This is a genomic window from Bradyrhizobium sp. 4, assembly GCF_023100905.1.
In the GTDB taxonomy this organism is placed as follows: domain Bacteria; phylum Pseudomonadota; class Alphaproteobacteria; order Rhizobiales; family Xanthobacteraceae; genus Bradyrhizobium.
This window is the reverse complement of the sequence record NZ_CP064686.1, coordinates 5688663-5703579: the sequence shown is the minus strand read 5'-3', so window position 1 is coordinate 5703579 and position 14917 is coordinate 5688663. Positions and strand designations below refer to the sequence as shown.

Below are 14917 nucleotides of genomic sequence, written 5' to 3'. Positions count from 1 at the left end.
TGCTGCCTTTCAGATTTGCGCGACCTGCATGGGACGCGAGGCGGGAAGTTGCGGTGCTTTCCGGCGGCGACGTACCGACGCCTCGGCGTAGTAGGTCTCCACTTGCCGGGCGCGATGGTCGGAGGTGTGGTCGGCCAGAACGCGGCGCCTTGCGTTTTCCGCGATCGTGCGCCTTTGCTCCTCGGGCATGTCGCGCAGGATCTCCACGACGTCGCGTGGGCTCGATGCGAGCAGGATTTCCCGCGAAGGCTCGAAGACGGTCTCGATTCCAGGCCACCGGTCCGAGATGACGGGCGTGCCGCACGCGGCCGCTTCGAACAGCCGAACGCTGGGCGAGAAGCCGAGCGCACGCATGTCGGCGCGGGTGGCGTTTAGCGTAAAGCGTTGTTCTGCGTAAAATCCCGGATGATGTCTGGGCGTGAGGTGCTCGATCCGGGCGACATTGGCGGGCCAGGCCACCTCACCGGGATATTGCGCGCCGGCGACGACGAATTGCTCGCGTGACAGAGTGCGAGCAGGGGCGAGCAGCAACTCCTCCAGAACCGGTTGCCGGTCCTCGCTGTAGGTTCCGAGATAGCCCAGTGCCCATTTCTTCTCCGCGCGTTGCGGCGCGTAGATCTCGGTGTCGGCACTGCAATACAGCACCCGAGCCAACGGACTGCCATAGTTCTCCTCAATCATGCCGGGCACCGGGCCGCCGGCAAAGGACAGATAAAGGTCGAAGCGCGGGATCATCGCCGCGGAGAGGTAGTCCAGGCCCTGCTCGAGCTTCGCAAGCGTGACCGGCGTGTCGATGTCGTAGAAGGCGGTAATCCCCCGGGCATGGGTCGTGATCCATTCGGAGATCGCGATGCCGTCGGGCACGTAGGAGCCGATGACCACCAGGTCGGCATCCCGGATCATCTTGCCGAAGCGCTGCGGGATGTCCTTCAAGGATTGATAAAGCTCGACGGTCCAACCGGAAGGCTTGGCAAGATCACGATGCTCGCGATACCAGGGGACGTCGCGTTCCAGAAACGTGACGTGGTGACCTCGTCGTGCCAGGGCTTCGATCAGGGCGCGGTAGGTCGTGGCATGGCCATTGCCCCAGGACGAAGTAACCGAAAGACCGACGACGACGATGGTGAGCTTCATTCTGCTGCCTCGATTCGCGAACTGCTTGCGGCAAAGAGATCGTTGAACTGGCGCGCGCGCTGCCGGTAGGTGTGATGGCTCAGAATGCGCGCACGAGCGCGCGCCGCGATCGCCTGAGCACGGTCGGGGCGCAGTCCGGCAAGATGCTCTGCGACCTCCGCCCCGCTCGCGGCCACCAGCACCTCGCGATCTGGCTCGAGAAAATGATCGATGCCGTCCCACTGGTCGGTGATCAGGCAGGCGCCGGCACCGATGGCTTCGAACACGCGCGTTGGCGGCGAGAAGCCGTAGCGCGCCATGCTGTCGCGATTGACGTTCAGCGTAGCGAGACCGGAGCCGAAAAACGCGTTGTGGTCGCCGGTCCCGACATGCCCGACCTTGTGCAGATTGGCTGGCGTGTCTTTGGAGTCCCACCCCGATCCACCGAGCACGAACGTTTTGTCGGGCAATTGGCGTGCGACATCGATGAAGAACCGCTCGACGCGCTGCTCGCGATCGGGCAGGCGGTTTGCCAGCAGGCTCAGATCGCACGTGAAGCGCGCATTGGGCGGCGCCGGAAAGTGCGTGGCGGGGTCGAGCGCATTGTAGATCGGCGCGCAGTCTCGCGCGCCGATGCCGCGATAGGCGGATACGACGGCATCGCCGCCGCCATAGGTCAAAACCATGTCGTAGGACCGGATCGCATGGCGCAGATGATGGTCTGGATTGTCCGCCACCGACTCCAGCGTCGCGGGGGCATCGACGTCCCAGTAGATGCGCATTGCATTCGACGGGACGTCGGCGACCGCGTTCTCCAGCTCAAGATCGAAGACGCCGACGCCGCTGGCCTTGACCAGCATGTCGGCCGAGCGGGCGGCGTCCTCAAGCGCGCTTCGCCAGCCGTCGGGCGTTGCGGCGTAGACCACCACCTTCGCCCAGTCGGGATCGTCGATGTCGCGATGGGCCTGGCGCTCGAAGGCATCCGGCTCGTAGAATGTGACGTCGTGGCCGAGGGCCGCAATCTCCTTCAGCATGCCGCGGTAATAGGTGGCGGCACCGTTCCAGTAGGATGAGACAAGGCTGGATCCGAAGAAGCAGATCTTCATGCGGAGGCTCCGATGTATCGCAGGGGCTGTGTGGAGTGGCCTGAGGCCCTGAGGTCCTGCACAATGCCGACAAGCTGCTCCGCCCGGTGACGGCAGGTGTGACGCTCCTTGATCGTCCGGAATCCGGTCTCCACCGTGGCGGACCATAAGTCCCGGTCGTCGAGCAGCGCACGAAGCGCCCGCTTCATCTCTGCGCCGTCGGAAGCGCTGAGATAGGCACCTTCCGGGAACAGTCCTTCCGCGTCTGACCAGGGGGCCGAGACCAGTGGAATGCCGCACGCCATCGCCTCGAAGACGCGAATGGTCGGAATGCCCGGAAGCAAGCGGACATAGGGGCCGCGGGGGACGTGGACAGTCGCACGTGCGCCAGCGAAAGCAATGGGAGCCCAGTGCGCGGGCAGCCAGCCGCCATACCGAATACCTGCGGCTTGAATGGTGGCGAGGGCTGGGTCCGAATAGCGGACGCCATAGACCCCCGCGCGCAGCTTCAGCTCGGCCACGGGTTCGACCAGAAATTCGTTGAGCTCGGCACTGCGTTCGCCGTCGCCCCAATTGCCGATCCAGACGACATCGTCGGTGCGCTCGATATGCGGCAGCGGATGATACAGGGCGACATCGGCCGCCTCGTGCCAAGTAAAGGCCCGGTCGGCCCAGCCGAGCTTCAGATAGATTTGGCGAAGCACCTCGCCAAAGGCGAGCACACCGTCGAATCCGTCGAGGTCGAACTGCGCAAGTTCGTCCGGTGCGCTGACGGCGCGATGATGGGTGTCGTGGAACAGCAGCGTAAACGGAGCGCCGTGAGCCCGTCTCGATCCGATGTCTGCGATCAGATCAGGTGAATTCCATTCGTGGACGACGACGAGATCGGCGCCGTGCAGCGCCTCATCGAGATCAAGGGAGGCATCGTAGCGGCGGATGCCGATGCCGGGAAACAGCGTTGGAATATCCTCCATGGTCTGATTGCCACCCTCGCGGATCGCATTCAACCGGCTCCAGCCGTCGATCGGCTCGAACACGACGACCTCATGACCGAGCGCGTGAAGTTCGCGGGCATAACCGCGCAGGAAATGGGCATTGCCGTTGTTCCAGCAGGAGGTGAACGCGTGGTAGAACAGAACGCATTTCATGCACGGACCTCCATGGGGGCGGGCGCGTGATGGACGGCAAGCAGCTCCTCGTACAGGCTGAGATAGGCGCTCGTGGTTCGGGTCAGCGAGTAGGTCAGGGAATGCTCGAGGGCGGCACGTTGCAGCCGCACCCGCTCGCGATCGTCGGTGCACAGACCTGCGAGCGCTCGATGCAGCGCCTTGCTGGCGGTGGGATCGACGAACAGCGCGGCCCCACTCCATAATTCCTTAAAGGTCGGAATGTCGGACAGGACGAGGGCACATCCCGCGGCCGCGGCTTCCAGAACGGAGAGGCCGAACGGCTCATAGAGCGCGGGGCTGGCGAAGATGGCAGCGTGCTGCAAGTGCGCGCGCATGGCTTCGTGAGACAACTGCCCGAGCCAGGTGACGGAAGCCGAAGGGCACTCATCCGCCGGCCCGGCGACCTGAACGGGCCAGTCCAGTCCAGGCGCCGCGGCCGCCAGGACCTCGATGTTCTTGGCGCGGTCCCAGAGCCGGCCCGCTGCAAAGATCATGTCTTGCTTCCGTCCCGCGAGGCCCTGAGGCTCAATTCCATTCCAGATCACGATGCCGCGCGAGCGAGGCCGATAGATTTCCGCAATGTCATCGTGGAAGGACTGGCTGGGACAAACCCAGGCCTGTGCCGTGTCGAATGCGGCCGTCACCCGTTCGGTGTAGCCGCGCCATTTCGGTTCGCCGAGCCAGCTCGTATCGCGGCACGCGAGCCCCCAGGAGTTGACGCAGGAATGCGCGACGACCACCACTGGAGCGCGCCAGGCGAAGTTCGCTTCGCGAAAGCTGTTGAGGTGAACGACGTCAGGCCGGATTTTGGCTTCGAGCTTCGTAAGGACGCGCCTGGCCTGGGACAGATCTTGTCCTTCCGGATCCTGCCATTCGAGTGCAAGGTCCGTTTCGATCAGGCGGACCCGCGAGCCACCGAGCATCTCAAGCTGGCCGGCCCGCGCGCGCGGACCCATCGTCACCAGGGTGACGTCGGCCCCCTTCGCTGCAAGGGACGAAGCCAGAGATGACGAATAGGTCCAGACGCCTCCGACGGTATCGGTCGTCATAAGGATCCTGAGCTGCGAGCTGCGGCTCATGATGCCACCTGCAGTTCGAGAGCCTCGAGCGGGACCGGGCGATCGTTCTGCACATCGCTGAACTGGTCGAACATCGCGAGATAGTGCCGGTGTGCGCGTTCCCAGGCGAAATCGTCGGGCTCGCCCCACAGCTTCCGATAATCCGGCGAGCCGGGATAAGGATAGAGCGGGACCGGATCGTTGGCCCAGATGCCGGCATCCTGCATGGTGCGGCGCCAGCGCTGCACGATGGGATCCTCGTCCTCGGGCACTTCGATCAAATTGGCCTGCACGAAGGGGACGTGACGGCGCGCTTCGACCAGCCGTTCGGCGAGCTGGTCGGTCGTCATCTTGCAGTTCTTGGCGAGCGCGGCGCGGCCCTCGACCGTGAGGCTCTCGATGCCGGCTTCAATCGAGACGCAGCCGGCGCGGCCGAGCAGAGCCAGCATGTCCGGCTTCCAGAGGTCGATGCGGGTCTGCACCCCGAACTTCAGCCCGCGTGTGGCCAGCCCTTCCAGCAGTTCCTCGTTCGGAAGAAATATCTCGTCGATGAAATAGACATATTCGATGCCTTGACGGCGCAGGCCTTCGACCTCTTCGAGAACGATGGTGGCAGGCCGCTTGCGGTAGGCGTTGCGGAAGTTCTCCTTGGCGCAGAACGTGCAGTTGTACGGACATCCCCTGGACGCCTCGACCTCAGCGCCCGGCGCCTGCGGCCCGGCTTCGAAACGGTGGTGGTGATGGTGGTGCCGCCGGATCATCTCCTCCGGCCAGTCAAGCGGCGGCTGATCCTTGAATGCGACCGCCTGCGGGCCGCCATTGACGCGGAGCGAGGCGCCATCGGCAAAGCACAGGCCCGGAAAGTCCCGTTCGCCATTGGCGAGACGCAATAAGGAGGCCTCGCACTCGCCCATCACGACGATGTCGGTGCCGAGCTTTCGAAGCGCCGCTTTTGGCACGGTCGAGCCATGGGGGCCCACCGCGACGAGGATCGGAGCCAAGTCGCGCACCGCCCTCGCAAGCTCCTGCGGGACGCGGAGCTCGGGAGGGGCACAGCGCCAGAACAGATAGGTCGGTGCCGTCGTGATGACGATCTGGTCGGGGCCGAACGCGCGCAGCTCGGCTTCGATATCGGCGAGAGAAAGGTCAAACATGTGGGCGTCGAGCAGCAGCGTCTTGTGCCCGGCCGCCTTCAAATAATGCTCGGAGATCCCGAGTTCGAGCGGAAGGTGAGGGGATCGGCAGCCGAAATAGATGCTGCCGCCAAAATCCCAATTCGGGTTGATGAGGGCAACACGCGTCATGCCAGCGCCTCGCGGTTGCCTTGTGACGATCCGAACCGGCCGTCCAGCCAGGTGTGAAGGGATCGGAGGCCGTCTGCGAACGAAACCTGAGGCGCCCACCCGAGCGCGCTGGAGAGCGCGCGCGTGTCGGTCACGTACCAGGGCTGATCCCCGGGCCTCCAATCGGCGAAGCGATAGGCCACCTTGCGGCCGGTCAGATCGGTGATGCGGTCGATCAATTCCAGCAGACTGATCGCGTTGGCCGGACCGCCGCCGAGATTGAAGACGCGTCCACGGGCGAGCGCGATGCCATCGAGCACGGCGAGCCAGGCCGAGACCGCGTCGGAGACGTGAAGCGCATCGCGGACCTGATGGCCGTCGCCATAGATCGTCAGCTCTTTGCTGCGGATGGTGCTCAGCAGGAAATGCGCGATCCAGCCCTGATCCTCGGTGCCGAATTGACGGGGCCCATAGATGCAGCTCATGCGCATCACCACGGTCTGCAGGCCGTAGACCCGCGCATAGTCGTGGACGTATTGATCCGCCGTTCCCTTGGAGCATCCATAGGGACTGTAGAAGTCGAGCGGCGCATTTTCCGAGATGCCGGCGGCGAGCAGGCCGCTTGTCGGCGTGTAGCGGCGGCCGGTGAGCGCGATCTCGCCATCGTCGATCAGGCGTCCGTAGACCTTGTTAGTCGAGGCGAACACCACCGGCGCGGCGTTGTTGTGGAGGCGCACGGCTTCGAGCACGTTCAATGTGCCCCGCGCGTTGATCTCGAAATCGGCGGCCGGATCGCTCACGCTGTCGGTGACGGCGACCTGGGCGGCCAGGTGCAGCACGGCGCGGGCTTCGCGTACGGCGTCGATCACCGGGATCGGCTCGCGAATGTCGGCCACGGTAATTGTGACCCGGTCGCCATGCCGGGACTTCAGCCACTGCGCATTCTCCCGCACGCCGGCGCGGGCGAGGTTATCCAGGATCAGCACCGGCTCGCCGCGCTCCGCGAGGCGGTCGGCAAGGTTGCACCCGATAAACCCGCAGCCGCCGGTGATCAGGACGGGTCTGTTGTCTCGTTCACTCATCACGCGACCAATCCTCGTTGCTGCAGCTCCTTGGTGGCCCGCTCCGCCTGATCGTCGGCGATCTGGTCGGCGAGATATTCCGCCAGCTCTTCGAGCCCATCCCTGAATGCGACGCGAGGCTCGAAGCCGAGCACGTCGCGGGATTTTCCCATGTCGGCGAAGCAGTGCCGGATATCCCCGGCGCGATACTTCCGCGTCAGCTCGGGCGCAATGTCGCGGCGCCCCATGACTTCGGCTAGATCCTCCGCGACCGATAGAATGGTGCGACTCTGGCCAGAGCCGACGTTGAAGACGTCCTGCGCGTGCTCCGCCTCCAGCGCCATCCGGCAGGCGCGGGCGACGTCATGGACATGGACGAAGTCGCGGCGCTGCCGGCCGTCCTCGAAGACGAGGGGAGGGCGGCCGTTGAGCAGCCGGGCGGCAAAGATGGCCAACACGCCGGTATACGGATTGGACAGCGCCTGACGCGGCCCGAACGCATTGAAGAAGCGTAGCGCCACCGTCGGGATGCCATAAGCCTTGCCTGTGATCAGGCACATGCGCTCCTGCGCATATTTATTGAGCGCATAGATTGAGCTCAGCGAAGGCTGCTTTGCCTCCGGGGTCGGAACAGGATCGAGCGGGTTGCCGGTTGCATCGCGCAGCTCCCAATCGCCGCGGCGAAGCTGCTCGAGCGCCCGCTCCTCGCAGGCGACCACGCTCTGATCGGCGCTCCGGTAGAGGCCCTCGCCGTAGATACTCATGGATGAGGCCACCACGAGCCGCGCGACCGGGCGCTTGGACAATGTCTGCAACAGCACGGCGGTGCCGAGCTCGTTGGTCCTGACATAAGGTTCGATGTCGTACATGCTCTGGCCGACGCCGACTGCTGATGCGAGATGCAGGACCATGTCGGTGCCGCGCAACGCATGATCGACCGCGAGAGCGTCGGTGACGTCACCGACGACGAGCTCCGCGTCTTTGGCAAGATAGGCGGGACGCTGGCGGTTGCCTCCGTGGACCTGCGGCGAGAGATTGTCGAGCAGGCGGACTTCATAGCCGGCCGCTAGCAGCGCGTCGGCCGCATGCGATCCGATGAATCCCGCACCTCCAGTGATCAATACTCGCGTCATTCACCGCTCCGTGCCGCCGTGAGATCGATCCTGCGGGATCAATCCGTGATGAGAATGAAAGCGCGCTGCTGTTCTGGTCGGGCGACCGGCGCGCCAGTCACATTTGGGAGTAGAAGCGATGCAAGGAATGTTCGTTCCTGCGAAACCTACAAACGAATATTTCTCTAACCTGGATCAATAACCCAGGTGAATCTGCCGGGTGCAGCGGGCTAGAAATGCACGCCGTGACCCGGCGCCCGCAGTTCAAGATGCCTAGCGACCGCTGCGCCGATGTCCGCAAATCCGGCGCGCTTGCCGATCGAAGAAGTTGAGCGCGGGCTCCATGCCAAAATCGGCACTTGTTCCCGCGTGTGGTCGGTACCGCTCCAGGTCGGGTCGCAACCATGATCGGCCGTGATGATCAGGAAATCATCGTCGCGCAGGCGGTTCAGCAGATCCGGAACGCGCGCATCGAATGTTTCGAGCGCCGCTGCATAGCCCGCGACGTCGCGCCGATGGCCGTACAGAGTGTCGAAATCGATGAAGTTGGCAAACAACATCCCGCCCTCTGCGAGAGAGGCCAGCCCATTGAGCGTGGCATCGAACAGCGCCTGGTTGCCATCGCCGCGCAGGTTCCTCCCGGTCCCGCGATGAGCGAAGATGTCGTCGATCTTTCCGATCGTGACGATGTCACGGCCTGCGCTTTCGGCAAGATCGAGGATCGTCCGCTCCGGCGGCGGGACGGAAAAGTCCTTCCTGTGCGATGTCCGCCTGAAGCCACCTGCCGACGTACCGATGAAGGGACGTGCGATGACGCGCCCGATGTTGAGGGGATCGACCAGTCCGCGGCCAATGCGGCAGACCTCATAGAGGCGTTCGAGTCCGAACGTCTCCTCGTGCGCTGCGACCTGAAACACGCTGTCGGCCGATGTATAGCAGATCGGTTCGCCCGTTCTGATGTGATGCTCGCCGAATTCGGCGATGATCTCTGTGCCGGAGGCGTGACAATTCCCGAGGATGCCGGGCAATCGCGCCTGTTCGCACAGGCGCTCCATCAGGTCGCGCGGGAAGCACGGCTTGGTTCTTGGAAAATAGCCCCAGTCGAACGGCACCGGAACGCCGGCGATCTCCCAATGACCGGATGGTGTGTCCTTGCCTTTGGAGATCTCGCTCGCACAGCCAAATCGCGCGTGCTCAGGACGGCCATCCAGCCCCGGCGGCACGCGCCCGGTGGCGAGACGGCAAGCCTCGCCAAGTCCGAGCGCAACCAGATTAGGAAGCCGAAGCGGCCCCTCCCGGCTGGGTCCGTCGGCAGTGCCGGCCATGCACATGGCAGCAATGTGGCCGACGGTATCGGCACCCTCGTCGCCGTAATTGATGGCATCGGGCGCGGCGCCGATCCCGACGGAGTCCATCACCAGGATCAGGGCACGCATGTCGGCTCCGAGATGGCCGGGCGCGAAGACACTGCGGACGGCGCGAGTCCGGTTTTCGCGCAATAGCGTTCGACCATCTTTGCGCAGAAATCCGCGAACTCGTTGACGTCGAGCGGCGGGCTGGTGTGATGAGGCTCGATACCCCGATGTTCCGGGGTGAAGCAGAAGGTCACCGTGACCTGAAACTCGGCCAGCGCGTCCATCTGCCGATCGAACCAGGCGAGCGCATTGGGACGGAAGCTGTCGGCCCAGGACAGGCCAGTCCTGAGATGCTGCACGCCGAGCCGGCGCATCCAGCGCACGGCGTCATCGAGGCGGTGGTCCTCGAAGTGAAACCACTGGCACAGGCCCATCGCAGGTGCATATTGGCTGAACAGGCCCGCGGCAGCTTTCGGCGTGCCGTCCTCGCGCAGCAGCCCCATGTGGAAATGCCGATAGTAGGAGGAACCTTCAGCTTCCTTGTGCCGCGTCGTCGCCTCCCAACTGGAAGGAAGATCGTAGAGGCTGTACCAGTGAATCCGCGGCGCCCGGCCAGTCAACAGCTCGGCGGTCCGCGTCAGTCCCCAGGCCTGCACCTCCTCGGCACCGAAGGACGAGACTCCCACCTCGCTTACCCACACCGGCAGGGAAGTGACGGCCTTGATCTCGTCGATCTTGGCCGGCCATTCCGCGATCTGCCACAGGTTCCAGTCCAGCGGAAAGCCGTGCACGGCCACGGCATCGACATGATCGAGCACGCCGCGCGCCTGCATGTTGCGGATGAAGGACGGATCGATCGGCGATATACCGCCAAGCACGCGCGGGAGTGTGGGATGCGCGCTGCGGATCGCCTTTCCCGCAGCGAGCGCCAGGCTCGCGAACATGGTCCAATCCGGATCGATCAGGATGTCCCAGTGCGACTTGTTGTTGGGCTCGTTCCAGATCTTGGCGGCTTCGATCATCGGCCGGTCTCCCGCGACGGATAGACCGGACCTTCCGCCTGCGGCCTTGCTACCCGCTTGCATAGATAGACTTCGTCTTCCGGATGCGCCGCGATCGCAAAGCCGGCGCTGCGCAGCATGGCTTCGGCGCAGGCGCGGTTCGGCACCCACCAATTCGTGGGGTCGTCGGCATATTTGTTCTCGATGAAGTGCAGCTTTGGATAGCCCGGGGAATCGAACTGATCGGTGGTCCAGAAGTCGTAGTTCTTGTCGACGCAATCCACGCGGCTGTCGCCGCGCTGCATCGACTGGAACAGCAGGAGATCGCCGGCCACGTGCTCGTGGATCAGATCGAGTGCCAGCAGAGGGTGCCGCAGGTGGTAGAGCACGCCCATGAAGATCACGAGATCGAACTTTTCGCGCAGCTGTCCGACGTCGTAGGCTGACATCTTGCGGAATTCGATCCTGAGCCCGTTCACCTCGGCCGCGAAGCGGGCTTGTGCGAGATATTCGTCGTCAGTGTCCAGGCCGAGGACGCGCTCGGCGCCGCGCCGCTTCATCTCCATGGCGTAGAACCCGGCATTGCAGCCGATATCGAGCACGGTCTTGCCTTCGAGGCGGTCCGGGATGATCCCGGAGAAGCGGCGCCATTTCACGTTGGGATAGTCACCGAGAAAGTGTGAAGGCGCAGTCGGCACGCCATTCAGGTCCAGATTGTGAAACCATGGCCCGAGCGCATCGACGCGCTGGCGGATTTCCTCGCGGGAGAGGGCGCCTCTGCTCATGCGGTCACTCCATTGTTCATTGCGTGGGCCGGGCGGGCCGCCTCCGGCGAACCGCCGGCCAGCAGTCGAGAGCGTCCGTTCCCGACGGAGCTTTCGGCGAGCAACGCCATTGCCGTCCGGTAGCCGTCGATGGTGCCGACGTCGACATAGGATTCGCCGGCCTTGACGCCGAGACCCTGGCCGCCGGCCGCGATGTAGGCGTTGACGAGCGTCCCGAAATATTCATCCCGGCGCTCGCGCTTCGTCCACAGCGACTGTAGCTCGCGAAATCCGTTGCCGGACATCTTGAAGGCGCCCCATATCCATTTCGACGCCGCATCCGGCTGCTTGACCTGGATCTCCGTGACGCGATCCCCGTCGAGCACGACGGCATCGAAGAACTCGGGGTGTTCAACCGGAAACAGCAGAAACGACAGGTCAGCGGCCGGCAACGCCTGCAGGGCGGCCTTTGGGAACCAGACGGTATCCGGAAGTCCGACCAGGATGTCTTCGTTGTGGCCAACCACCGTGCCCGCCCTGAACACGGCATCGCAGAGCCCCGACGCATCGGGCTGCACGACATAGGCGAGTTGAGCGCTGCCGTAATGATCGCCGAAATATTCGAGGATGTCCGATTTGCCGGGGGAAATCACGAAGCAGATCTTGTCGGCACCCCCAAGGATCAGCCGCTCCAGCAGATATTCGGAGACGGCGCATGGACGATCGATACCGTCGTCCCGTTGGCTTCCGACCGGAAGCAATTCCTTGGAGAAGGCGAGCGGCTGGATGCGGCTGCCGCGGCCCGCGGCCGGAACGATGCCCCACATGATCAGGCCTCCTCGGGTTGCTGTCGGCGCGCGCCGAGGGATGCCGTCTGCTCGAGCAGCGAAATCAGTTCGGCAGCGCGCTTGTCGGATGTGTGCTGATCCATGGTCCGCTCATATGCGCGCCCGGCGATGTGCTGAAGGTCGGCGTCGGCCATCGTCAACGCAGCAAGCGTGTCCTTCGCATCATGTGCGATCAGGATTTCCTGGCCGGGTACAAAGAATTCATCGAGTCCCGGCCAGTCGTCGCTGAGGAGCGGGGCCTTGCAGGCAGCGGCTTCGAACAGGCGACCGGAGGGACACCAGCCCATCTCCGCCATGGCGCGGCGCGTGACGTTGAGCGTTAGCCGGGACGACGCAAAGAACGACGCGTGCTCAGACGGCGGCAAGTGCTGCACGAAGTAGATGTTTGGCGACCAGGGAAAATCTTCCGGGTACTGTGCACCCCCGATCAGGAAACGCCGATCCTGCCTGTTGCGTGCGGGTTCGACGAACAGAGCCTCGAGCGCGCGCTGGCGATCCTGTGAATATGTGCCGAGATAGGACAGATCCGCACGGTAATGCGGCTGCGACCACACCGGTCGATGGGTGTCCGTATCGACATGGCCGTAGAGCGGGCGGACATTGCCGGCGCCGAGCCTGTCGCGAAATTCGTTGCAGATGCGTGGACCGCCGGTGAAGCTCAGGACCAGGGCGAAATCCCGCAGGCCCCGCGGCCCGATATAGGGAACGGCCTCGCCGGCCATGAGCTTCGCCAGCGTGACCGGCGTGTCGAGGTCGTAGAACACGGGCACCGCGTGGCCCTCGGACAGGGCAAGTTCCGTCGCGGCGATCGCGTCGGGACAATAGGAGGTCACGATCGCGACATCGGCATCACGAATGTCGCTGCGCGCCAAAGGAAGTACATCGTCCCAGTTCGAGAACAGGCGCAATTGGCCGCCGGGCACTTCGTGCAAATCCCGCGCGCCGGCGTAATAGGGAACGTCGCGCTCGAAAAAGACGACGTTGTGGCCCGCTCGCGCGAGATGCTTGCAAAGCCCTCGCCACAAGGTGGCGTGACCGTTGCCCCAGGATGAGGAAATTGTCAGGCCGAAAATCACGATCTTCACGCTGGCACCCGCTGATTGATCCCGGTGATCTTGAGTCCGCGATTGTCCACGCTGAGGGTGCTGACGCTGCCGGGGTCGATCTCGATCGAGAGAAAGTCGTCGAGCTCTTTCCGGGAATAATGCAGCAGCGCCGCGCGGATCGGCTCGGCATGGCTGACGGCGACGACGACGGTGCCGCTACCATGATCATTGCGCAGCTGCTCCAGATGGGCGACGACGCGCTTCTGGAGCGACCGCATGCTTTCGCCGCACGGCGGGCGGCTCGTTCCGCGTTGTTCGTTCCAGCGCGACCATCGGGGGTCTCGGGCGAGTGCCTCGAACGACAGCCCGGTCCATTCGCCGTAGTCGAGCTCGTCGAGTGCCGGCACGATCTCCACCGGCAAGCCGAAGCGTGCGGCCAGGATGCAGGCCGACTGCATGCAGCGCCGCTGCGGGCTCGACTGAACCATGCTCGGCGGCGGCGTGAAGGTATCGGCGCATCGCGCGATTTCCTCGCAGCCGAGATCATCGAGCTCTACGCCTTTCATCCGGCCACAGAGCGTGCGGCCGAGCAGGGCATGATGCCCGTGGCGGATCAGATGAATGATCTTCGCCATCAGGTGTACGCCTTGTCGTCGATGAAGGCGCGCGTTCGCCGTCCGGCTTCCTCGTCCGTGAACTGCTGAGGCGGCGACTTCATGAAATAGCTCGAGGGGCCCGTCAGCGCGCCGGCTTGCCCGCGGTCCATGGCAAGTTTGGCGCAGCGGACCGCGTCGATCACGACGCCCGCCGAGTTTGGAGAGTCCCAGACCTCGAGCTTGACTTCCGCGCTCAAGGGAACACCGCCGAACGTCGTGCCCTCCAGGCGGATAAAGGCCAGCTTGCGGTCGGTCAGCCACGGCACATGGTCGCTCGGGCCGACATGGATATTATCGGCATCCATGGGCACGTCGAACTGGCTGGTCACGGCCTGGGTTTTGGAGATCTTCTTTGATGTCAGCCGCTCGCGCTCGAGCATGTTCTTGAAATCGGTGTTGCCGCCGACATTGAGCTGGTAGGTTCTGTCCAGCCGCACGCCGCGTTCGCGGAAGAGATTGGCGAGCACACGGTGCAGAATGGTGGCGCCGACCTGGCTCTTGATGTCGTCGCCGACGATCGGCAGGCCTGCATCCTCGAATCGCCGCCGCCAGTCGGGATTCGAGGCAATAAAGACCGGGATGCAATTGACGTAGCCGCAGCCGGCCTCGATCGCGCGCGCGGCGTAAAATTCGCTCGCGCGCTGCGAACCGACGGGAAGATAGGACACAAGCACGTCCGTGCGCGAGGTCGCGAGCACTTCGGAGACGTCGGCTTCCGGGACATCCGCGATCGGGACGTCGTCCTTGAGATAATGGCCGACGCCGTCCATGACCGGGCCGCGTTGGACCATGACGCCGGTGGCTGCGACGTCGGAGAAGCGGTGCGTATTGTTCGGCGCTGCGAAGATCGCCTCGGCCACGTCGCGTCCGACCTTGCCGGCATGGACGTCAAAAGCCGACGCGACCTGAATGTCGCTGATGTGGTAGCCGCCGAGATCGGCGTTCATCAGCCCAGGCACCGGCTCGTTCGATTTGGCGTCCCGGTAATAGGAGAGCCCCTGAACGAAGGAGCTCGCACAATTGCCGACACCGACGATGCCGACGCGCACGCGCCGCCTGTCCTGAAGACGAGAATGCATGGATCGAGGCCCTCCGGAAGACGTGCAGCGTTGAGGCATGCAGTGTTGAAGACTTGCAGTGTTGACGTAAGTACGTCGGCGAACGTGAGGAACGTATGTTCGTTCCTGAACTCACGGCACTATGTCCGCCTCACGTCGGATTTCGGCCGAAAAAATTTCACGCGCTTAACCTGGGATAGAATCCCGGGCAGTTTGGCGGGAACGAAACGCTTCCATGATGAAGATGAAGAAGATGATGCTTTGAGAGAGTCCGGCCTACGAAAGAACAAATCCTCGCGTCCGGCGTT

14 protein-coding genes are annotated in these 14917 nt (G+C 63.9%); all 14 read right to left on the bottom strand.

Annotated elements, in window-relative coordinates; translation table 11 throughout:
- Positions 1-9: 9 nt before the first annotated feature.
- The gene (locus tag IVB45_RS27185; RefSeq protein ID WP_247358986.1) at positions 10-1134 is read right to left on the bottom strand and encodes a glycosyltransferase; all 1125 of its coding nucleotides are present in this window, start codon (positions 1132-1134) and stop codon (positions 10-12) included.
- Entirely contained in the window at positions 1131-2219 is a 1089-nt protein-coding gene (locus tag IVB45_RS27180) for a glycosyltransferase (RefSeq protein ID WP_247358988.1), read from the bottom strand. Before IVB45_RS27180 ends, IVB45_RS27185 begins: the two co-directional genes overlap by 4 nt.
- A complete protein-coding gene (locus tag IVB45_RS27175) occupies positions 2216-3346 on the bottom strand; it encodes a glycosyltransferase (protein WP_247358990.1) in 1131 nt (376 codons plus the stop codon). The genes IVB45_RS27180 and IVB45_RS27175 overlap by 4 nt, the downstream gene beginning before the upstream one ends.
- Complete coding sequence (locus tag IVB45_RS27170; protein WP_247358992.1) at positions 3343-4446, bottom strand: glycosyltransferase family 4 protein; 1104 nt, start codon at positions 4444-4446, stop codon at positions 3343-3345. Before IVB45_RS27170 ends, IVB45_RS27175 begins: the two co-directional genes overlap by 4 nt.
- Positions 4443-5729, bottom strand: a complete 1287-nt coding sequence (locus IVB45_RS27165; RefSeq protein WP_247358994.1) for a TIGR04295 family B12-binding domain-containing radical SAM protein — start codon at positions 5727-5729, stop codon at positions 4443-4445. Before IVB45_RS27165 ends, IVB45_RS27170 begins: the two co-directional genes overlap by 4 nt.
- Positions 5726-6790, bottom strand: coding sequence for a GDP-mannose 4,6-dehydratase (locus tag IVB45_RS27160; RefSeq protein ID WP_027566462.1), 1065 nt, complete (start codon positions 6788-6790; stop codon positions 5726-5728). Before IVB45_RS27160 ends, IVB45_RS27165 begins: the two co-directional genes overlap by 4 nt.
- Positions 6790-7902: an NAD-dependent epimerase/dehydratase family protein gene (locus IVB45_RS27155; protein ID WP_247358995.1), complete on the bottom strand. Its 1113-nt coding sequence runs from the start codon at positions 7900-7902 to the stop codon at positions 6790-6792. The genes IVB45_RS27160 and IVB45_RS27155 overlap by 1 nt, the downstream gene beginning before the upstream one ends.
- 209 nt (positions 7903-8111) lie before the next feature.
- On the bottom strand, positions 8112-9317 hold the full coding sequence (locus IVB45_RS27150; protein ID WP_247358997.1) for a phosphopentomutase: 1206 nt from the start codon (positions 9315-9317) through the stop codon (positions 8112-8114).
- Positions 9305-10258, bottom strand: coding sequence for a beta-xylosidase (locus IVB45_RS27145; RefSeq protein WP_247358999.1), 954 nt, complete (start codon positions 10256-10258; stop codon positions 9305-9307). The genes IVB45_RS27150 and IVB45_RS27145 overlap by 13 nt, the downstream gene beginning before the upstream one ends.
- Positions 10255-11022 carry a TIGR04290 family methyltransferase gene (locus IVB45_RS27140; RefSeq protein WP_247359001.1) on the bottom strand — a complete coding sequence of 256 codons (768 nt, stop codon included), beginning with the start codon at positions 11020-11022 and terminating at the stop codon, positions 10255-10257. The genes IVB45_RS27145 and IVB45_RS27140 overlap by 4 nt, the downstream gene beginning before the upstream one ends.
- Positions 11019-11828 (bottom strand): nucleotidyltransferase family protein, encoded by an 810-nt coding sequence (locus IVB45_RS27135; RefSeq protein WP_027566467.1) that lies wholly within the window; start codon positions 11826-11828, stop codon positions 11019-11021. Before IVB45_RS27135 ends, IVB45_RS27140 begins: the two co-directional genes overlap by 4 nt.
- A gap of 2 nt (positions 11829-11830) precedes the next feature.
- Positions 11831-12934, bottom strand: coding sequence for a glycosyltransferase (locus IVB45_RS27130; protein ID WP_247359003.1), 1104 nt, complete (start codon positions 12932-12934; stop codon positions 11831-11833).
- Positions 12931-13530, bottom strand: coding sequence for a histidine phosphatase family protein (locus tag IVB45_RS27125; RefSeq protein WP_247359004.1), 600 nt, complete (start codon positions 13528-13530; stop codon positions 12931-12933). Before IVB45_RS27125 ends, IVB45_RS27130 begins: the two co-directional genes overlap by 4 nt.
- Entirely contained in the window at positions 13530-14630 is a 1101-nt protein-coding gene (locus IVB45_RS27120) for an inositol-3-phosphate synthase (RefSeq protein ID WP_247359006.1), read from the bottom strand. Before IVB45_RS27120 ends, IVB45_RS27125 begins: the two co-directional genes overlap by 1 nt.
- Positions 14631-14917: the final 287 nt, after the last annotated feature.